Source organism: Kribbella sp. NPDC050241 (assembly GCF_044459685.1).
Classification (GTDB): domain Bacteria; phylum Actinomycetota; class Actinomycetes; order Propionibacteriales; family Kribbellaceae; genus Kribbella.
Genome location: NZ_JBITJE010000005.1, coordinates 446,848 through 466,468 on the forward strand (window position 1 = coordinate 446,848; position 19,621 = coordinate 466,468).

At 68.3% G+C, this 19,621-nt stretch carries 21 protein-coding genes and 1 riboswitch; of the genes, 12 read left to right on the top strand and 9 right to left on the bottom strand.

Features of this window, described 5'->3' with window-relative positions:
* Positions 1 to 88: 88 nt before the first annotated feature.
* Positions 89 to 655, bottom strand: a complete 567-nt coding sequence (locus ACIBG5_RS25595) for an O-methyltransferase (protein ID WP_396393984.1) — start codon at positions 653 to 655, stop codon at positions 89 to 91.
* Between the two features lie 147 nt (positions 656 to 802).
* Between ACIBG5_RS25595 and ACIBG5_RS25600 the strand changes: the two genes are divergently transcribed.
* The 9 genes from ACIBG5_RS25600 (at position 803) to ACIBG5_RS25640 (ending at position 9,082) form a co-directional block, all read left to right on the top strand.
* The gene (locus ACIBG5_RS25600) at positions 803 to 967 is read left to right on the top strand and encodes a hypothetical protein (RefSeq protein ID WP_396393985.1); all 165 of its coding nucleotides are present in this window, start codon (positions 803 to 805) and stop codon (positions 965 to 967) included.
* Entirely contained in the window at positions 964 to 2,013 is a 1,050-nt protein-coding gene (locus tag ACIBG5_RS25605; RefSeq protein WP_396393986.1) for a 3-isopropylmalate dehydrogenase, read from the top strand. The genes ACIBG5_RS25600 and ACIBG5_RS25605 overlap by 4 nt, the downstream gene beginning before the upstream one ends.
* 39 nt (positions 2,014 to 2,052) lie before the next feature.
* Positions 2,053 to 3,144: a branched-chain amino acid aminotransferase gene (locus tag ACIBG5_RS25610; RefSeq protein WP_396393987.1), complete on the top strand. Its 1,092-nt coding sequence runs from the start codon at positions 2,053 to 2,055 to the stop codon at positions 3,142 to 3,144.
* Between the two features lie 138 nt (positions 3,145 to 3,282).
* On the top strand, positions 3,283 to 3,690 hold the full coding sequence (locus ACIBG5_RS25615; RefSeq protein WP_396393988.1) for a hypothetical protein: 408 nt from the start codon (positions 3,283 to 3,285) through the stop codon (positions 3,688 to 3,690).
* Positions 3,691 to 4,771: 1,081 nt separating this feature from the next.
* Positions 4,772 to 6,361 (top strand): citramalate synthase, encoded by a 1,590-nt coding sequence (cimA, locus tag ACIBG5_RS25620; protein ID WP_360451869.1) that lies wholly within the window; start codon positions 4,772 to 4,774, stop codon positions 6,359 to 6,361.
* A complete protein-coding gene (locus ACIBG5_RS25625) occupies positions 6,358 to 6,594 on the top strand; it encodes a hypothetical protein (RefSeq protein WP_360451871.1) in 237 nt (78 codons plus the stop codon). Before cimA ends, ACIBG5_RS25625 begins: the two co-directional genes overlap by 4 nt.
* Before the next feature lie 49 nt (positions 6,595 to 6,643).
* On the top strand, positions 6,644 to 7,114 hold the full coding sequence (locus ACIBG5_RS25630) for a MarR family winged helix-turn-helix transcriptional regulator (protein ID WP_396393989.1): 471 nt from the start codon (positions 6,644 to 6,646) through the stop codon (positions 7,112 to 7,114).
* Positions 7,111 to 8,493: an MFS transporter gene (locus tag ACIBG5_RS25635; protein ID WP_396393990.1), complete on the top strand. Its 1,383-nt coding sequence runs from the start codon at positions 7,111 to 7,113 to the stop codon at positions 8,491 to 8,493. Before ACIBG5_RS25630 ends, ACIBG5_RS25635 begins: the two co-directional genes overlap by 4 nt.
* Positions 8,494 to 8,503: 10 nt before the next feature.
* On the top strand, positions 8,504 to 9,082 hold the full coding sequence (locus tag ACIBG5_RS25640; RefSeq protein WP_396393991.1) for an isochorismatase family protein: 579 nt from the start codon (positions 8,504 to 8,506) through the stop codon (positions 9,080 to 9,082).
* 57 nt (positions 9,083 to 9,139) lie between these two features.
* Here ACIBG5_RS25640 and ACIBG5_RS25645 read toward each other — a convergent pair whose 3' ends face one another.
* The 4 genes from ACIBG5_RS25645 to ACIBG5_RS25660 form a co-directional block, all read right to left on the bottom strand.
* Positions 9,140 to 10,228, bottom strand: coding sequence for a ribonucleotide-diphosphate reductase subunit beta (locus tag ACIBG5_RS25645; RefSeq protein WP_396393992.1), 1,089 nt, complete (start codon positions 10,226 to 10,228; stop codon positions 9,140 to 9,142).
* Positions 10,189 to 13,002 carry a ribonucleoside-diphosphate reductase subunit alpha gene (locus ACIBG5_RS25650; protein WP_396393993.1) on the bottom strand — a complete coding sequence of 938 codons (2,814 nt, stop codon included), beginning with the start codon at positions 13,000 to 13,002 and terminating at the stop codon, positions 10,189 to 10,191. Before ACIBG5_RS25650 ends, ACIBG5_RS25645 begins: the two co-directional genes overlap by 40 nt.
* A gap of 132 nt (positions 13,003 to 13,134) precedes the next feature.
* Positions 13,135 to 13,292, bottom strand: a riboswitch (cobalamin riboswitch).
* A gap of 60 nt (positions 13,293 to 13,352) precedes the next feature.
* The gene (locus ACIBG5_RS25655; RefSeq protein ID WP_360451883.1) at positions 13,353 to 13,934 is read right to left on the bottom strand and encodes a DinB family protein; all 582 of its coding nucleotides are present in this window, start codon (positions 13,932 to 13,934) and stop codon (positions 13,353 to 13,355) included.
* Positions 13,935 to 13,993: 59 nt separating this feature from the next.
* Positions 13,994 to 15,259, bottom strand: coding sequence for a Fic family protein (locus ACIBG5_RS25660; RefSeq protein ID WP_396393994.1), 1,266 nt, complete (start codon positions 15,257 to 15,259; stop codon positions 13,994 to 13,996).
* 148 nt (positions 15,260 to 15,407) lie between these two features.
* On the opposite strand from ACIBG5_RS25660, the gene ACIBG5_RS25665 reads away from it, so the two are divergent.
* Both ACIBG5_RS25665 and ACIBG5_RS25670 read left to right on the top strand, forming a co-directional pair.
* On the top strand, positions 15,408 to 15,644 hold the full coding sequence (locus ACIBG5_RS25665) for a hypothetical protein (protein ID WP_396393995.1): 237 nt from the start codon (positions 15,408 to 15,410) through the stop codon (positions 15,642 to 15,644).
* 8 nt (positions 15,645 to 15,652) lie between these two features.
* Positions 15,653 to 16,480, top strand: coding sequence for a class I SAM-dependent methyltransferase (locus ACIBG5_RS25670; protein WP_396393996.1), 828 nt, complete (start codon positions 15,653 to 15,655; stop codon positions 16,478 to 16,480).
* Here ACIBG5_RS25670 and ACIBG5_RS25675 read toward each other — a convergent pair.
* Positions 16,467 to 17,339, bottom strand: a complete 873-nt coding sequence (locus tag ACIBG5_RS25675; RefSeq protein WP_396394168.1) for an NAD-dependent epimerase/dehydratase family protein — start codon at positions 17,337 to 17,339, stop codon at positions 16,467 to 16,469. The two genes, ACIBG5_RS25670 and ACIBG5_RS25675, sit on opposite strands and share 14 nt — an antisense overlap.
* 99 nt (positions 17,340 to 17,438) lie before the next feature.
* On the opposite strand from ACIBG5_RS25675, the gene ACIBG5_RS25680 reads away from it, so the two are divergent.
* Positions 17,439 to 18,092, top strand: a complete 654-nt coding sequence (locus ACIBG5_RS25680) for a class I SAM-dependent methyltransferase (RefSeq protein ID WP_396393997.1) — start codon at positions 17,439 to 17,441, stop codon at positions 18,090 to 18,092.
* Here the strand turns inward: ACIBG5_RS25680 and ACIBG5_RS25685 are convergent.
* Genes ACIBG5_RS25685 through ACIBG5_RS25695 form a run of 3 tightly spaced genes read right to left on the bottom strand, consistent with a single transcriptional unit; the run spans position 18,055 to position 19,590 of the window.
* A complete protein-coding gene (locus tag ACIBG5_RS25685) occupies positions 18,055 to 18,249 on the bottom strand; it encodes a hypothetical protein (RefSeq protein WP_396393998.1) in 195 nt (64 codons plus the stop codon). The genes ACIBG5_RS25680 and ACIBG5_RS25685 overlap by 38 nt on opposite strands.
* A gap of 10 nt (positions 18,250 to 18,259) precedes the next feature.
* On the bottom strand, positions 18,260 to 19,111 hold the full coding sequence (locus ACIBG5_RS25690; RefSeq protein WP_396393999.1) for a 3-methyladenine DNA glycosylase: 852 nt from the start codon (positions 19,109 to 19,111) through the stop codon (positions 18,260 to 18,262).
* Positions 19,108 to 19,590, bottom strand: coding sequence for a GNAT family N-acetyltransferase (locus tag ACIBG5_RS25695; protein ID WP_238164004.1), 483 nt, complete (start codon positions 19,588 to 19,590; stop codon positions 19,108 to 19,110). Before ACIBG5_RS25695 ends, ACIBG5_RS25690 begins: the two co-directional genes overlap by 4 nt.
* Positions 19,591 to 19,621 lie beyond the last annotated feature (31 nt).

The window sequence follows — 19,621 nt, forward strand, 5'->3', positions numbered from 1 at the left end:
GCCGCCCGCAGGCGCATGGCGGCCGGCAAGGGCCCGAGTCACCTATGGCTCGGGCCCGCCTTCGTTCCCGGCTGTTTCAGGGCTTGTGTCAGTGCCGGGTGGCCAGCAGTACGGCGGCGTCCGGCGCGACCATCACCTCGACGGTGGTGAACCGCTTGTCCATCAGCCATTCCTGCCGGAGCGTGTCGACCCGGCCTTCGTACATGGGCGGCCAGACCGCCGATGGCGTGAAGTCGTCCAGGACGACGAAGCCGCCCGGCTCGACGACGTCCGCGATGATGTCGCGGGCCGACAGCTTCGCCTCGCGGGCGTCCACGAACAGCAGCGCGAACGGGCCGCGCTCGATCAGGGCGGTCCAGTCGGCCGAGACGACCTCGATCCGCTCGTCGGCCGCGAACAGCTCCGCCACCGCCTGCGCCAGCTGCGGGTCGCTCTCCGCGGTGACGATGCGGGTGCTCTCCGCGGCGCCGCTGCGCAACCACGCGGAGCCCACGCCACAGCCGGTCCCGAGCTCACCGAGCAGACCGGTCCTCGACGCGGCGAGAGTCGCCAGCAGCCGGCCGGTCTCGTTCCTGGTAGAGCTGACGAATCCACGCCGGCCGGACAGGCTGAGGGCCGCTGAAACCAGCGGCGGTAGTTCTGGAGGAGCACTCACCGGTTGAGAGTTGCACAGCTCTGGCCCAGCGTCTGCACCGGCATCTCACATTCCGGGACATCGTGCCCGCATAGTGGTGAAATAGTCGGACGTCAGAGTAAATTCGTCGGCATCCTGCCGCCCGCATCCTGTCTGGGGAGGAGCAGCATGTACGACATGTATCCGGCCAACTGGCCCGCGATCGACGCCCGGGAACGGAAGGCGACCCGCCGTCGCCGTCCGGCGCGCCGCGGGAGCGTGACCGCGTCCGAGGCCGGGGCCGTCCAAGAGGCTATGAACCGCCGCGACAATGGGGGAGAACCCAAGAAGTGAGCGACAAGAAGAACTTCACGCTGGCCGTGGTCCCCGGTGACGGTATCGGTCCGGAGGTGACCACCGAGGCGCTGAAGGTGCTGGACGCGGTAGCCGCGCAGCACGGCGTGACGTTCGAGCGGACCGAGTACGACCTCGGCGCGAGGCGCTGGCACGCGACCGGCGAGACGCTGCCGGACGCCGAGCTCGAGGAGATCCGCAAGCACGACGCGATCCTGCTCGGTGCGGTCGGCGACCCGTCGGTCCCGTCCGGGGTGCTCGAGCGCGGCCTGCTGCTGAAGCTCCGGTTCACCCTCGACCACTACGTGAACCTGCGCCCGTCGAAGATCTACCCCTCCGTCGGCTCCCCGCTGGCGGACCCGGGCGACGTCGACTTCGTCGTCGTCCGCGAGGGCACCGAGGGCCCGTACGTCGGCAACGGTGGCGCCCTGCGAGTCGGTACGCCGGCCGAGATCGCCACCGAGGTCTCCGTCAACACGGCGTACGGCGTGGAGCGCGTGGTCCGGGACGCGTTCGCCCGGGCGCAGGCGCGGCCGCGTAAGAAGCTCACGCTGGTGCACAAGAACAACGTGCTCGTGTACGCCGGCCACCTGTGGAAGCGGACCGTCGACAAGGTCGCCGCGGACTTCCCGGAGATCGCGGTCGACTACCTGCACGTGGACGCGGCGACCATCTTCCTGGTCACCGACCCGGCCCGGTTCGACGTGATCGTCACCGACAACCTGTTCGGCGACATCATCACCGACCTGGCGGCCGCGATCAGCGGTGGCATCGGGCTGGCCGCGAGCGGCAACATCAACCCGGACCGGACCGCGCCGAGCATGTTCGAGCCGGTGCACGGCTCCGCGCCGGACATCGCCGGTCAGCAGAAGGCCGACCCGACCGCGGCGATCCTGTCCGCGTCGCTGTTGTGCGACCACCTCGGTCTGACCGAGGCCGCGGCGGCGATCGAGGCGGCTGTCACGGCCGATATCGCGGAGCGTACCGGCGCCGTCCGGAGCACCGCGGAGATCGGTGACGCCATCACCAAGCGCGCGATCGGCTGACGCTCGCATGACCAGTCGGCCAAGAGGTACGGTGCGGCTATGAGCGCCGATCTGCGATTCACCGTTGAGCCAACCACCCATGCGGCCAGCGACGACCAGCGCGCCACGATCCTGGCGAACCCGGGATTCGGGCAGTACTTCTCCGACCACATGGCGATCGCCACCTGGACCAAGGAGAACGGCTGGCACGACGCGAGGATCACCGCCTTCGGACCGCTGGAGCTGTCTCCGGCCACCGCGGTGTTCCACTACGCCCAGACCATTTTCGAGGGGATGAAGGCCTACCGGCATCCCGACGACTCGATCCACATGTTCCGTCCCGAGGCCAATGCCGCCCGGTTCGCGAAGTCGGCGCGCCGGCTCGCGCTGCCCGAGCTGCCCGAGGCCGCCTTCCTGGACTCGCTGCGCAAGCTGGTCGAGCTGGACAAGGCCTGGGTCCCCGGTGGCGGTGAGACGTCGCTCTACCTGCGGCCGTTCATGTTCGGATCGGACCCGTTCCTCGGCGTCCGGCCGTCCGCGGAGGTCACGTACTGCGTGATCACGTCCCCGGCCGGCTCGTACTTCGCGAACGGCGTCAAGCCGGTGCGGATCTGGCTGAGTGAGGATTACACCCGGGCGGCCCCCGGTGGCACCGGCGCGGCCAAGACGGGCGGCAACTACGCCTCGTCGCTGATCGCGCAGGCCGAAGCCATCGAGCAGGGCTGCGACCAGGTCGCCTTCCTCGACGCGGTCGAGAAGAAGTGGATCGAGGAGCTCGGCGGGATGAACCTGTACTTCGTCCTCGACGACAATTCGGTCGTCACCCCGGAGCTGTCCGGCACCATCCTCGAGGGCGTCACCCGGGACTCGATCCTCAAGCTGGTCACCGACCTCGGCCACACCGTCACCGAGCGGAAGATCTCGATCGACGAGTGGCGCGACGGTGCGGCGTCGGGCAAGATCCGCGAGGTGTTCGCCTGCGGCACCGCCGCGGTGATCACCCCGGTCGCGTCGCTGAAGTGGAAGGACGGCGAGGTGCAGGTGGCCGACGGCAACGGTGGCCCGGTCACCGCCGCGGTCCGCAGCGCCCTCCTCGACGTCCAGTACGGCCGCACCCCCGACACCCACAACTGGATGACCAGAGTCTGCTGATCAGTCGCCCGTACGACGGCCCGGTGGAGCTTCCACCGGGCCGTTCGTCATGTCAGCCCCGGGTCGTTTCCTCAAGCGGGTCGTTTTCACAGGATCTTTTCAGCTCCTCGGGTCCGGGGTTCGGTAGGGTCGGGCGGCATGAGCAGCTTCCCCGACGATGTCGAGGCCTATTACGCGGAGCTCGCCGGGCGGCGTGACTGGTCGCCCGAGACCGTCGCCGCGATCCGGTCGACCGTCGAGCTGATCCGCGACCTCGACCGCGGTACCGCGCCTCGCACGTACGGCGCGGTGGCCGACGAGGAAGGCACCGACTGGCTGTACGAGGCGGTCTGGCACGAGGGGGAGTGGGTCGTGGTCCGCCAGATCGGCGCGGCCGAGGACGGCACCATCACCAGGTACTGGTGGCAGCGGGTCGAGGACGACGAGGGCATGCTCACCGACCAGGCCCTGGACCGCGACGAGTGGGGCCTGCGCCCACTCAGCCGCGAGGACTTCTACACCGCCTGGGACGACCCCGGCTGGTCCCTGACCACCCTGACCGCCTGACCCCCGCACCCCCCACCCGCACCCTGCCCACGCCCCCCGCACCGGCCCCCGGTCCCGAGGAGATATCCGGCTCCTCTGTCTGATGTGTGGGTCGGTTTCGGCCGGTCTCGTTCCGGGACAGCGCGTCGTACTGCGCTGGTCGCGGCGGCCGCGGACACCATCAGGGGATCGCGGACAGGAAATACCTTGTCCGAGGTCCCCGGTTCCTGTCCGCGCCCCCACCGCAAAGCCGTCCGAGGGCGAGCCCGGTGCGGCCGGCGCACGGCACCCTGCGATATGAACGGACAACCCCTGGAATTGCTGGTTGTCCGGCCGGAATTCGAGCGAACAACCAGCAAGTCGACGGGTTGTCCGGCGTCGTGCTCGGTGGCTGGGTGATCGTCGGCGTGGGTGGGGGTTGAGGGGATGCGGTCGTGCAGTTCGACAGGACGTGTCGACGCGATCCGGCCGGTCTCAGGCGTGAATACCCCAGCAGACGTGGTCCCTGGACCGACACCTCCTGTCGAGCTGTACGCCGAACCCCGCCCGGGGCTCGCTCCCTGTCGTGGCTTCTGCGCTGCCGTGGCGAGCGCGGTGTCGGGGATCGGTTCGTGGATCACGGTTCGCCACAGACGCTGAACCGCGCCCGCATCCACGACTCGACGACCACCTGCCGCTGAGTTGACCCCGACAAGACACAACCCACGCCAGCCCCGCGGCGCGTCACACGGTGTCGCCCACACATCAGGCACGAGAGCCGGATATCCGGTCGTATGAGAACGGAGAACCCACACGGGGAGGGGACATCCGTTCGTTTGGGAGTGGTGGAGGAGCGGGCTCCGGCGGGTGGTGGTGGGGGAGCGGGCTTTGGCGGGGTGGACTGTGGCGGGCGCCGTAGTACTGGTCGGCGTACTGAATGTTCGTGATTCGAGACGGGCCCGCCACGGTGTGGACATTGTGTGGCAGACTGCGAAATGTCATGAAGAACTACCGGGTCATCATTATCTAGGCGCGCTCAGCCAGCAGTACCTGAGCGCGCAGACCTCTCGCAGCTTGCGGGAGGTTTTTTGTTTGCCCGCCAGCCCCCACCGGAAGGCCGATCATGAGTATCTCGGACGAGTTCCACGTCTACGACACCACTCTGCGCGACGGTGCGCAGCAGGAGGGGCTGGCGCTGTCCGTGGCCGACAAGATCGCCATTGCGCGGCACCTGGACGACCTGGGCGTGGGATTCATCGAGGGCGGCTGGCCGGGCGCGGTGCCCAAGGACACCGAGTTCTTCGAGCAGGCCCGGACCGAGTTGCACCTGCGGAACGCGACGTTCGCGGCCTTCGGCGCGACTCGCAAACCCGAGACCGCGGTGGCCGACGACCAGCAGGTGGCGGCCCTGCGCGACTCCGGCGCCGGCGTCGTCACACTCGTTGCCAAGAGCCACGATGCGCACGTCGAGCGGGCGCTGCGGACGACGCTGGACGAGAACCTCCGGATGGTCGCGGACACGGTCCGCCATCTGCGCGAGAACGGGCAGCGAGTCTTCCTCGACACGGAGCACTTCTTCGACGGCTACCGCGCGAACCGGGCTTACGCGCTGGAAGTCGTACGAGTAGCCGTCGAGGCCGGCGCCGACGTGGTGGCGCTGTGCGACACGAACGGCGGCACGCTGCCGCGGGAGTTGCAGGACATCGTCCGCGACGTCCTCGACTCCACCGGCGCGCGCCTCGGTATCCACTGTCACAACGACGCCGGCTGCGCGGTGGCGAACACGATCGCCGCCGTCGAGGCCGGCGTCACGCACGTCCAGGGCACCATCAACGGGTACGGCGAACGCACCGGAAACGCCGACCTGCTCGCGATCGTCGCCAACCTGGAGCTGAAGCGGGGCCTGGACCTCCTCCCGGCCGGCAAGCTGGCCGAGTCGTTCCGGATCGCCCACGCGATCGCCGAAGTGACGAACGTGCCGCCGTCGACCCGGCAGCCGTACGTCGGTGTGTCCGCCTTCGCCCACAAGGCGGGGCTGCACGCCAGTGCCATCAAGGTGGATCCCGATCTCTACCAGCACACGGATCCGGCCCGCGTGGGCAACGACATGCGGATGCTCGTGTCCGAGATGGCCGGGCGGGCGAGCGTCGAGCTGAAGGGTCGCGAGCTCGGGTTCGACCTCGGCAACGACCGCGAACTGGTCAGCCGCGTGACGGAGCGAGTGAAGGAGATGGAGGCCCGCGGGTACACGTTCGAGGCGGCGGACGCGTCGTTCGAACTGCTGCTGACCGAAGAGGTCACCGGGAAACGGGCATCCTTCTTCGACGTCGAGTCCTGGCGGGTGATCACCGAGTCGCGCGCCGACGGCGAGGCGGTGTCGGAGTCGACCGTGAAGCTGGTCGCGGGCGGCGAGCGGGAGATCGTCACGGGGGAGGGGAACGGCCCGGTCAACGCCCTCGACCACGCGCTTCGTACTGCGATCGAACGCGCGTACCCAGTGGTGAACAAGTTCGAGTTGGTCGACTACAAGGTCCGCATCCTCGATCAAGGGCATGGGACGGACGCGGTCATCAGAGTCCTGATCGAGACCGCGGACGGCGAGGGCTCATGGGTGACGGTCGGGGTCGGCCACAACATCGTCGAGGCGTCCTGGGAGGCGCTCGTCGACGGTGTCACGTTCGGTCTGCTGCGTCACAAGGAGGTCGTGCGATGACCCTGCTCGCCGTCGAACGAACGGTCACCGTCTTCACCGCGCGCGTCGTCGAGACCGAAGGCATGCTGGCCCGGATCGCCGTCATGCTGAACCCGTACGACGTACGCGAACTCGCGCTCTCCCTCGACGAAGGCACGCTGAACATCACCGTCGAAGGCGACGGCTTCGACGCCGGCCGCGTCGCCGCCCGCCTGAACAAGGTGATCGGCGTCCTCGAGGTCACGTACTCCTGACTCGCCAGTCCCAACTGTTCAGTTTGGACTGATCAGTTATGCTGGCTATGTGAGCCAGCGGATCTCCCCTTCGGCGGTGCAGGCGGCCAGTGACGTGCGCGTCATGTTCGGCCGGGTGAAGCGCAGGCTGAAGGAGCTGGCGGAGCACGACGACCTGACGCCGTCGCAGAGCTCGGTGCTCAGCCGGCTCGACAAGGACGGGCCGGCGTCGGCCAGTGAGTTGGCGGCCGTGGAGCGGGTGCGCCCGCAGTCGATGGCTGCGATCCTGGCCGGACTGCGGGAGTCGGACCTGATCGAGCGCCACCCGGACCCTGAGGACGGTCGCCGGCAGGTCGTGTCGCTCACCACCGCCGGACGGCATCGGCTCCAGGGTGATCGCAAGGTCCGCCAGGAGTGGCTGGCCCGTGCCCTGCAGGACGGCTGCACCGAGACCGAGCGGCAGACCATCATCAAGGCACTCGCTCTGCTCGACCACGCCCTCGACACCACCGCGGCACCCCGGGCGGCGACCTCCCGGTGACCCCCGAGCCGGATCCGGCCGCCAGTCGCCCCCAGCGGTTCGATCGGCGGTTGATCGCGCCGATGGTGGTGGGGTCGATCCTCAACCCGATCAACTCGTCGATGCTCGCGGTGGCGCTGATCCCGATCGGGGCCGCCTTCGGAGTACCGCCCTCCGACACCGCCTGGCTGATCACCGGGCTGTACCTCGCGACCGCTGTCGGGCAGCCGGTCATCGGCCGGCTGGTCGACCTCTACGGCCCGCGTCCGCTCTATCTGATCGGTACGGCGGTCGTCGGCATCGCCGGTCTGCTCGGTGCGCTGGCGCCGACGCTCGGGGTGCTGATCCTTTCCCGCGTCCTCCTCGGTTTCGGTACGTCGGCGGCGTACCCGGCCTCGATGTCGCTGATCCGGAGCGAAGCCGACCGGACCGGCATGGACACCCCGGCGGCCATCCTCAGCTCGCTGTCGATCGCCAACCAGGTGATCTCGGTGATCGGCCCGACGCTCGGCGGGCTGCTGATCGGGCTCGGTGGCTGGCACATGATCTTCACCATCAACGTGCCGTTGTCGATCCTCTGCCTGGTCCTCGGATCCCTCTGGCTGCCGCGGAGTCCGCGGTCCCGTGTCACGGTCAGGCTCGACTACGCGGGCATCGCGCTGTTCGCCGGCACGCTGGTGTCGTTGATGGTGTTCCTGATGGCGCCGAAGGCATCGAACTGGTATCTGCTGATGCTCGGTGCCCTGCTCGGCGTGGTGTTCGTCGTCGTGCAACTTCGCTCGGTGGAGCCGTTCATCGACCTGCGGGTCCTCGGCGGCAACCGTCCGCTGATTGCGACGTACCTGCGCCAGGTGCTCGCGTTCACCATCAGCTACTCGTTCCTCTACGGCTTCACGCAGTGGCTGGAGGAAGGTCGCGGGCTGGGTGCCTCGTCGGCCGGGCTGCTGTTGCTGCCGCTGTCCCTGTCGGCCGTGGCGATCACGGTGATCACCGGCCGGCGCGCTCAGGTCCGCGGCAAACTCGTTGCCGGGAGCATCCTCTTGGCCGTGGCCTGCGTCGTACCGCAGTTCGTCGGGGGAGAGACTGCGATCTGGCTGCTGGCATTGGTCGGCGTCATCGCGGGGATCCCGCAGGGCCTGAACGGTCTGGCCAATCAGAACGCGCTCTACCACCAGGCGGATCGAGCCCGGATGGGGTCCTCCGCTGGTCTGCTGCGCACCTTCATGTACCTCGGTGCGCTGATCGCCGCCGCGGCCAACGCCCACTTCTTCCAGCACGGCGCGACCACCACCGGTCTGCACGAGCTGGCGCTGTTCCTGCTCGTCGTCGCCGGCCTCCTCGTGCTGGTGACCCTCCTCGACCGGTCCCTCGCCCAGATCGGCCGCCCACAACCCAACTGAGAGGTCCGTCGTGCCCGTCACCGCTCTTGATCCGAAAACCGCCCTCGTCGTCATCGACCTGCAGAACGGCATCACGGCCATCCCTGGTGCGCCGTACCCGACCGCCGACGTCATCACCCGGACCGCGGAGCTCGCCGACGCCTTCCGCAAGCGCGGCCTCCCGGTGTTCCTGGTCCGGGCCAGCTTCCGCGCGGACGGTGCGGACCGGATGCCAGGCCGGACCGAGCAGCCGACCCGCGCGACGGGTACGCCGCCCGCGGATGCCGACCAGATCGTCCCGCAGCTCGCCGGTCACCCCGAGGACACCGTGGTGACCAAGCGGAACTGGGGTGCCTTCCACGGCACCGACCTCGACGTCCACCTCCGCCGCCGCGGCGTCACCCAGATCGTCCTCACCGGCGTAGCCACCAGCTTCGGCGTCGAGTCGACCGCCCGCGCCGCCCACGAGCACGGCTACAACGTCACCCTCGCCACCGACGCCATGACGGACCTCAGCCCCGAGTCCCACATCCACGCCACCACCTACATCTTCCCCCGCCTCGGCGAGACCGGCACCACCGCCGACATCCTGGCCAAGCTCCCTGCGTAGACCGCGGGCAGGACACGCGAGCCGGGCAGCTGCTGTGCTGCCCGGCTCGCGTCGCACTCAGTCCCAGCTCAGCCCGCTCGACGACTGGTACTCGATGACGCGGGTCTCGAAGAAGTTCTTTTCCTTCTTCAGGTCCATGACCTCTGACATCCAGCCGAACGGGTTGCGGGTCTCGCCGAAGATGGGGGCGAGGCCGATCTGCTCGGCGCGGCGGTCGGTGATGAAGTGCATGTACTGCTCGCAGAGCTCCGCGGTCAGGCCGAGCATGCCGTTCGGCATCGTCGCGCGGCCGTAGGCGACCTCCAGCTCACACGCTTCGGTGAGCATCTGCCGCACCTCGGCCTGGAAACGAGCCGTCCACAGGTGCGGGTTCTCCTGCTTGATCTGGTTGATGCAGTCGATGCCGAAGTTCAGGTGGATCGACTCGTCGCGCAGGATGTACTGGTACTGCTCGGCGATGCCGACCATCTTGTTCCGCCGGCCCAGCGACAGGATCTGCGCGAACCCGGTGTAGAACCACATCCCCTCGAACACCACGTAGAACGCGATCAGGTCGCGCAGGAACGCGGTGTCGCTCTCCGGCGTCCCGGTCCGGAAGTCCGGGTCCTCCAGGTGCTGGGTGTACTTCAGCGCCCACGCGTCCTTGTCCGAGATCGACGGCACCTCGCGGTACATGTTGAACAGCTCGCCCTCGTCCAGGCCGAGCGACGTACAGATGTACTGGAAGGTGTGCGTGTGCACGGCCTCCTCGAACGCCTGGCGCAGCAGGTACTGCCGGCATTCGGGGTTGGTCAGCTGCCGGTAGACGGCCAGGACGATGTTGTTCGCGACCAGAGACTCCGCCGTAGCGAAGAAGCCGAGGTTGCGCTTCAGCATCATCCGCTCGTCCTCGGTGAGGCCGTCCCTCGACTTCCATAACGAGATGTCGGCTTGCATGGACACCTCCGTCGGCATCCAGTGGTTGTTGCAGGCGGCAAGGTACTTCTCCCAGGCCCACCGGTACTTCAAAGGCAGCAACTGGTTCACGTCCGCCCGCGCGTTGATCATCGCCTTGTCGGCGACCTCGACCCGGGACGCCCCGACGGAGATCTCTCCCAATCCGGTCGTCACTGGCAGGCCTCGCAGTCCGGGTCGTCGATGGCGCAAACGGCTCCGGTGGGCTCGGGAAGCGCAACTTGTACGGCGTTCAGCCGGCCGTCCGTCCCTTGGAGCGTGGACTTCTCCACATGGGTGGCTGACTGGGAACGCAGGTAATAGGTCGTCTTGAGTCCATACCGCCAAGTCGACCTGTAGAGCTCGTCCAGCGCCCGGCCCGACGGCGCGGCCATGTAGAGGTTCAGCGACTGCGACTGGTCGATCCACTTCTGCCGCCGCGACGCCGCCTTGACCAGCCACATCGGGTCGATCTCGAAGGCCGTCGCGTACAGCTCGCGCAGGTCGGCCGGGATCCGCTCGATCCCCGCCAGGATGCCGTCGTGGTACTTGAGGTCGGACACCATCACCTGGTCCCACAGCCCGCGCGCCTTCAGGTCGGCCACGAGGTACGGGTTCGCCACGGTGAACTCACCCGACATGTTCGACTTCACGAACAGGTTGCTGTACGTCGGCTCGATCGACTGGCTCACCCCGCAGATGTTGGAGATCGTCGCGGTCGGCGCGATCGCCATCACGTTGGAGTTGCGCATGCCGTCGCGCCGGACCTTCTGCCGGAGCGCGTCCCAGTCGAGCTGCTTGCTCTGGTCAACGATCAGGTCGCCGTCCCGCGCCGTCTTGAGCAGCTCGAGCGAGTCGATCGGCAGGATGCCCTGGCTCCACAGCGATCCGTCGTACGACGAGTAGCGGCCGCGCTCGGCGGCGAGATCGCTGGAGGCCTCGATCGCGTGGTAGCTGATCTGCTCCATCGAGCTGTCGGCGAAGGCGACCGCCGCCTCTGAGGCATACGGTATCCGTAGCCGGAAGAGTGCGTCGGAGAACCCCATCAGGCCGAGACTGATCGGCCGGTGCCGCAGGTTCGACCGCTCCGACTCGGGCGTGGTGTAGAAGTTCGTGTCGATGGTGTTGTCGAGCATCCGGACCGCCGCCATGACGGTGTCGCGGAGCAGCTCGGCGTCCAGCCCGTCAGGTGTGACGTGGGCAGCCAGGTTCACCGAGCCGAGGTTGCAGACGGCGATCTCGTCGGCGCTGGTGTTCAGGGTGATCTCGGTGCACAGGTTCGAGGAGTGGACGACACCGTCGTGCTGCTGCGGCGAGCGCAGGTTGCACGGGTCCTTGAACGTGATCCACGGGTGCCCGGTCTCGAAGAGCACCGTGAGCATCCGCCGCCACAGATCGACCGCCTTGACCCGCTTGAACACCCGGATCTCGCCACGGTCCGCGGCCTGCTCGTAACCGCGGTAAGCGTCCGCGAACGCAGTGCCGTACAGGTCGTGCAGCTCGGGCACGTCGTCGGGGGAGAAGAGTGTCCAGTCGCCGCCGGCCTCGACCCGTTGCATGAACAGGTCGGGGACCCAGTTCGCGGTGTTCATGTCGTGGGTACGGCGCCGCTCGTCGCCGGTGTTCTTGCGCAGGTCGAGGAACTCCTCGATGTCGATGTGCCAGGTCTCGAGGTACGCGCAGACCGCACCCTTGCGCTTGCCACCCTGGTTCACCGCGACCGCGGTGTCGTTGGCGATCTTCAGGAACGGTACGACGCCCTGCGACTCACCGTTGGTCCCGCGGATCCTGGCGCCGATGCCGCGCACCGGGGTCCAGTCGTTGCCGAGGCCGCCGGAGTACTTGGCGAGCAGCGCGTTGTTGCGGATGCCTGCGAAGATCTCGGCCAGGTCGTCCTGGACGGTGGTCAGGAAGCAGGCAGACAGCTGCGGTCGGGTCGTGCCGGAGTTGAACAGGATCGGCGTCGACGTCATGAACCGGAACGAGCTGAGCATTTCGTAGAACTCGATGGCCTTTGCGTCACGGTCGTCCTCGCGCAGCGCCATCCCCATCGCGACGCGCAGGAAAAGCGCCTGCGGCAGCTCGAAGCGCACCTTGTCGATGTGCAGCAGGTAGCGGTCGTACAAGGTCTGCAGGCTGAGGAAGGTGAAGTCCAGGTCGCGCTCGGGCTGGATCGCGGCGGCGAGGCGCGGGAGGTCGAAGGTGGCCAGCTCGGGATCGAGATGCCCGGCTTCGACCCCGAGTTCGACGTAGCGCGGGAAGTAGTCCACGTACGCCTGGGCCATCTCCGCCTGGCTGGCCTGCCGCGGCTCGCCGTGGACGCGGCCGAGCGCCTCGCGACGGATCTGGTCGAGCAGCAGCCGGGACGCGGCGAAGCTGTACTGCGGCTCGGTCTCGACGTACGACCGGGCGGCCATCACCAGAGCGAGCTCGACCTCGTGTTGTGCGATGCCGTCGTAGCAGGAACCGAGGGTCTCGTCGAGGATCAGCTCGGGGTCGACCGCGTCCAGACCCGTGGCCGCCTCCGCGACGATCACGCGCAGCCGGTCGATGTCGAGCGGCGCGGTGCTGCCGTCGGCCGCGCGGACGCTGAGCGCGGGCTTGTCGGTGATGCCGGAAGGGTCGGCCGGGGTGCGGGCCTTGGTGCGCTCCTCGCGGTAGAGGACGTACGCACGGGCGACCTGGTGCTCGCCGGCGCGCATCAGCGCCAGCTCGACCTGGTCCTGGATGTCCTCGACCTGCACGCTGCGGCGGGCGTCACCGCGGCTCGTCAGGGCCTCGACGACCCGGCCGGTCAAGTCCGTCACCAGGTCACGGACCCGGTGGGTGGTGCCCGCCTCGGCACCCTCGACGGCGAGGAACGCCTTGGTCATGGCGACCGAGATCTTGGTCTGGTCGAAGCCGGTGTGGCCGCCGTCGCGGCGTACGACGGTCAGCTGGATCGACCGGTCGGCTGTCGCCGACCGGGATGAGGAAGCAATCGTCACAGGTGTTGTCTCCAAAAGAGTTCGGAGGATCGGAGCCACGCGGAGGGGCGCACGACGGGGCCGGCAGAACCGGCCGGGAACACTGCCGCCACGCCCTGCGACCCACCCGCGAGGTCTCGGACCACGTGCACCGGCGGTGCACGCGCCGGTGGCAGGTATCCGGACTCGCGGAAGGCTTCCGCTCACCGTTGCGGGGCAGTTCCGGACTCGCACCGGATTCCCCTGTTGCCTCGGCGTGGCCCCACATCTTGTGGTGCCGACCACTCCGAACCACCAGCAGTAGTGATGCTAAGTGGCTGACCCTAGATCTTGTGGTAGCGCCACGCCGCATGTCGCACATGTTGTGGTCCTCACGCCGCGACCGCGTAGAGGTCCTGGAGCGTCATGATCTCCGAGCCATGGTGGATCAGCTCACGATTCAGCCGCAGTACGACGTGACCGAACGGCTCGCCCGCGTCCAGCTCGGTCGCCTGGCTGAGGCCGATCGTCATCACCTGCTCCTCGTCGAGAGCGGCGATCGCGTCCTGCCAGGCCTCGACCCAGTGAGTCAGCCACGCCACCGCATCGCGCGCGTTGCCGTGCAGGGTGATGTCGGCACGTCCCTGTTGGCTCGCGCCGAACGTCCACTCCCAGCGCTCGAAGAACGTCTCGGTCAGATGGGCGATCAGCCAGGCGATCGTGCGTGGCCCGCGATGGTCCGGCTCGTCGGGCCACTGCGCGACCCACTCGCCGGACCCGAGTGATCGGAACCGCCCGGTGTAGTGCCGGCGTACGACGGTCAGCGCCTCGCTGCTCGGTCGCCAGAAGTACTGGTCGTCGGTCAACTGCGCGAGCCGGCCGGACAGCACCATCCAGCTGAAGCCGAGCTGGCCCCGGACCATGGCCATCGCCGATGGCCGGTGCAGGATGTCCCAGTCGAACGGCTCTGGCATCATCTCTCCCTGTACGATCGAACATATGTTCGAATTCTTGCTCGCTCGGGAGAAGAAAGTCAATGTGCGTGGCGTGTTGGTGCTGGCCTCGATGGAACCGGTCTGCTAGGTGGCTCGATCCGGGTGTCCGCGGCCGGGCTGGCGAAGCGGCGTTCGAGCAGGGTGAACGCGTCGATCAGTTCGGGCGCCTCGTAGACGCGGTTGCGTCGGCCGTCGGTGATCTCACGCAGGATGCGGGCCTCGACGAGCCTCGCCAGACCCTGGTTGGTTGCCTGCTGGGAGCGGTCGACAAGTTGCGCGGCCGCCGCGAGCGTGAGCACCGGCGCGGCAGGCAGTGCCTCGATGAGCAGGTCGGCTGTCGAGCCGCCGCGGACAGGCGCGGCTCGCTCGCGCCATGCGGACTTCAGTTCGGCGGCCGTCTGCTCGAAGCGAGCGGCCTCCGCCGTCGCGTGGCTGCAGGCCATCGCGAACATCCGCAGCCACGGATTCGCCGCCGACCGAGCCTTCGCAGTAGTCGCGCGACCGACATGCCGGAACGCCGTCAGTGCTTCGACGTACTGCATCGCGTGCGTGGCGAGCGACAGCGACACCGGCGGCACGGTCCGCGTGACCAGTCCATCGGCCCGCAGGATCAGGTGGATCAGCGCTCGCCCGGTCCGGCCGTTGCCATCGGCAAATGGGTGGATGGTCTCGAACTGTGCGTGCGCGATCGCGGCCTTCGCCAGCACCGGCAGCCGGGACTCCCGGACGAAGGTCATCAGATCCGCCAGCAGGTCGGGCACCAGGTGCGCCGGCGGCGGGACGTAGTACGCCTCCGCGGGGGAGCGGCCGCCGATCCAGTTCTGCAGGAAGCGGACCTCGCCGCCGAACTCGGGTGTCGGGGACTGGGCCATCAAGCGCCGGTGCGCCTCGAGCAGGTGGTCGACCTCGAGCTTGTCGCCGGCCTGGACGGATTCGGTCGCCCAGGTCATCGCGTCGACCGCGCCGAGCACCTCCTCGGCGGTGACGTCGCGCTGCCGGTCCCGCAGTACGTCGGCCTTGAGCAGGCGACGCGCGCCGACCACCAGCCCTTCGATCTGCGACGACCCGACAGCCTCCGCCCGCAGCAGCAGGCGGGCCAGGGCTTCGCTGTTCGTCAGGACGGCGGCCGTCGCGTCCAGGCGGGCCAGATCGCCGGCGGCGTCCTCCAACGCCGCGAGGACGTCGTCGCTCAGGTCGAACTCGCGCCCGACCAACGGGTCCGGGAAGTACAGCTCGTACGACCCGCCCAACCGCTCGGCCCGGGTGAACCCGTCCGGATGCCCAGGCCACCGATGCAACTCCACCCGTGCCATAATCCTTATTCAAGCTTATTTCACAACCTTGAACAAGGGGATGCGATCAAGCAGGCGGTGTTCACCCGCTCGCCACCAGGACGCGTCACAATCAGTCCCCCGCCCGGCGTCGCCGGGCGATTACCGAAGGAGCCCGGCGATGACGGAGACCGAGCCGCAGGACGAGCATTCCGGTCTGCTGCACTCTCTCGGCAAACACCTGCCGCACCACCAGCACCATCCGGAGACCGACGACGTCACCGAGTCGGAGGAGGCGGTCGGCTTCGACCTCGACACCGACTCGGCGCTGCCGCACCCGCATCACCCGGACGGCAATACGTTCGACCGCACCAAGGATCTGTCCTACGGTCGACTGCCAGACGACCCCGACGCCTGAGGACGCTTATGCGACTGGACGCGCAGACACTGCAGATGGTGGCCGCCAACGAGGCGGACTGGGATGCGCGGGCGCCGCTGCACGCGGCGAGCCGTTTCTACAGTCAGCCGGCGGAGTTCTGGTTCGCCGACTACGAGTGGGACGACCTCGGTCCGCTCGAGGGTCGCGACGTACTGCATCTGCAGTGTCATCTGGGGACAGAGACCATCGCTTTCGCTCGGCGCGGGGCGCGGACGACCGGGTTGGACCTGTCGGCCAAGTCGCTCGAGGAGGCGCGGCAGATCGCTGCCGACGCCGGGGTCGAGGTCGACTACGTCCACGCGAATGTGTACGACGCTGTGGAGGCGGTGCAAGGTCGCAGGTTCGATGTCGTCTACACGGGCAAGGGTGCGCTGTGCTACCTGCCCGATCTCGAGCACTGGGCGCGCGTGGTCCGTGACCTCCTCAAGCCTGGCGGCGCCTTGTATGTCGTGGAGTTCCACCCACTGCTGAACGCGATGCGGCCGGTGTCGCTGCCTGGCGAGTCCGACGACCTGATCATCCGCGCCGACTACCTCGAAGGTCGCGGACCGATCGCCCACGACTCGACCGTGACCTACACCGGCGATGCGGTGCCCGGCCGTCAAACCAGCTACGAATGGATGCACGGCCTGGGTGAGGTGGTCACCACCCTCGCGTCCACCGGCTTCCACGTCACAAGCCTGCGTGAATCAGAGGTCCTGCAGTGGCCCCGTTGGCCGAGCATGAAACAGACCGCCGAGGGCTGGTGGCGCCTCCCCGACGACGCCCCACGCATCCCGCTCCTCTTCGCCTTGAAGGCAGTCACTCCGCGCTGAAGCCGGTGCGCCAACTGGGGTGAAGCGGCGTCCAACCGAGCGAGCGGGCCAGGGCGTTGTCGGCGCCGCGCTCCCACGGTCTGCGACCCGGTGCCAGAGCCGGAGTCGGGGCTCCCACGGACGCTGCGAAGACGGGGAGCCATTCGCGCGTCGGTGCCGGTTCGTCGTCGACCACGTTGACGGCGCCGCTCGGCCAGTTCAGGGCGTCGACGGCAGCCCGTGCCGCGTCGTCGACATGGAGGAACGAGAAGACACCATCGCCCTCGGTGAGGCCGCCGAAGAACGCGGCACCCGGGTGATCGGCCGGCCGCTCGCTCCGCAGTACGTCGTCCGCCAACCCACCGCGGCGCAGCCACGTGCCCGGGCCGTAGAGCAGTCCGTACCGCAGGACGACGTACTCCGGGAGCTCGGCCGCGCCGTCCTCCAGCGCGCGGATCGCGGACACTGTCGTACCGCGCGGGTCCGGTGCCGACTCGTCCAGCGGGGTGGTCTCCACGGCCGGTCCAGCGCCGGCTTCGTAGGCCCAGGCAATCGACTGCGCGACCATCTTGGGTACTGCAGCCTGGCGGGCGGCGTCGACGAGGTTGCGGGTGCCGATGCGCCGGATCCGGCCGTTGCCACCTGGGGCGCCGCTGCTGAGGTCGGTCAGTTGATGCATGATCACGTCGGGCGCAGCAGCCGCGACCGCGGCCTTCACCGCATCCGCGTCGTACACATCGAGTTGTACGCCGTGCGCCCCGGCCGCCCGCAGTTGTTCGAGCCCCGCATCGGAGCGGGTCGTCCCGATCACCTGATGCCCACCCTCGATCAGGCGCGGGACCAACTGTCGTCCGATCGTGCCGGTCGCGCCGGCAATCATGACCTTCACGACTGCCACGGTAGGGCCTGAAATGCCCAGCGGATTGGGCCAATCAGCGTTGGAGACCGTGGGCCAGTCGATCCTCTCTAGGATCGGAAGATGACGAACGACGGCCGCGCGCAGCGCGAGAGTGACTTGATTGCCTACTACACCAACGAGGTTGGTGCTCGCGTCGGGCGTGAGCTGCCTGACGCCAGGGTTGCCCGGCGTACGGCGTACCTCGAGCGGCTGGGCAGTGAGGGGCGGCGGTCCGTGCTCGAGATCGGCTGTGGTCCCGGGCGTGACGGGCAGGCGATTGCGGATGCCGGGTTCGCCTATGTGGGCGTGGATCTCGCGCCCGCCAGCGTCGAGACCTGCCGTTCACTTGGTCTGGAAGCGCAGGTTGCCTCGGTCCTGGAGTTGCCGTTCGAGGACGGGAGCTTCGACGCGGGCTGGACGATGAGCACGCTCCTGCATGTCGCGGACGAGGATGTCGACCAGGCGCTGAGCGAGATCGTGCGAGTGCTGCGTCCTGGCGCACCGCTGGCGATCGGGCTGTGGGGTAGTGCCACCGGCGGCGAGCAGGTCTGGCAGGACGAGAGCGGCTTCGGTCCCGGGCGCTTCTTCAGCATCCGCACGGACGACGGACTGCGGGAGACCTTGCAGCGCTACGGCACCGTCGACGAATGGGAGACCTGGGACGACGGCCGATCGATGCACTATCAGTGGGCGGTGGTCACCGTTTCTGCGGACCGCGGAACGCAACGTAGATGAGCGCGACGCCGGCGGCCGCGACGATCGGGCCGACGATCGCCCAGAACGAGCTGCCGGTCATCGAGCTGCCCTTGAGGTAGCCGAGTCCCTGGAGCGTCCAGACCGCGCCGATGGCAAGCAGCAGCGCACCCAGCGCGATGGCGACGATCTTCCCCATGCCGCCGAGCCTAGCCGAGCAACTCGTCGCAGAGGTCGACGAGCTGCTGGCGGAGTGGCCGGGCGCGTTCGGCGAAGATGCGTTGGGCGGCGGCGTACTCGGCTTTGCCTGCTGTGGTTTCGATCGGCACAGGGGAGTAGCCGAGAGCCGAGAGGTCGTACGGCGAGGCGCGCATGTCGAGCGTGCGGATGTCGCGGGCGATCTCGAAGCAGCCCAGCACCAAGGCACTCGGAGTGAACGGCATCAGCTTCGACGCCCACTTGTAAAGGTCCATGTTGGCGTGCAGGCAACCGCCCTGCTCCAGCTGCGGCTGGGACTCCCGGGTCGGTTGCAGCACGTTGCGCGGCCGCGCGGAATCCGTGAAGAACCGGAAGGCGTCGAAGTGCGAGCACGCGATCTTGTGCGACTCGACCACCTGGTCCGTCCGCTCGGATCCCAGCCGCAACGGCCACGACTCATGCCGTACGTCGGACGTCCGGTAGACCATCGCCCACTCGTGCAACCCGAAACATCCGAACTGCGGCTGGCGATCCAGCGTCGCACCCAGCAGCCGACGGATCCACCGAAGGCTGTCCGCCCGCCGACCCACCTCCGCCGGATCCACACTGGCTGCGCCGTCGACGTACCTGTAGCCGCGGCGTCCGTCGTACTGCGTGGCTCCGAGCAGCCGGACGCCCGGTCCTGGATGCCAGACGCGAAGCTGGTTCGGGCGAGTGGGGTAGTAGGTGAAGAGGAAGTCCTCGACCGGATGCGCCTCCCTACGGCGTCGCCGCTCCAGATGCCCGGAGACCAAGGCGTCGACGCGGTTCCGATGGGCTGTCTCGTACGACGTCCATTCGGCGGGGCTGAGGGTGACGGTCACAGGTCCAGGGCGAAGGCCCACAGATCGACGCCGGCGATCGGGGACCAGTCGCGGTCGGGGATGCGGACGAAGCCGAGGCGCTGGTAGATGCGGTGCGCGGTCGTCATGTACGTCGCACTGCACATCACGATCCGGCCGAGGCCGAGCTCGCGGGTGCGCTCGATACAGCGCTCGGTCAGCGCGGTCCCAACGCCTAGTCCGCGCGCCCGGCCGACCACTCCGAGCATCCGGAACTCGCCCTCGTCGTCCAGCCCGATCTCTCGGTACACAGAGCCTGCTGGACAGTAGGTGACAGAGCCGAGCAGTCCGCTCTCGTCCGCCGCGACCCACAGCTCCGCCTTGGCCGCCCGATCAGCCGCCGCTCGCAGCGTCCTCGCGTAGTCGCCCCGGACATAGCCGTCGTGCGAGTAGGCCTCCACCGTCAGCTCGCCGACAGCGTCGTACTCGGAAGGAAGGGCCTGCCGGATCTCGATCGTCACCACATAACTCTCTCACTCCGTCCCGACGGTA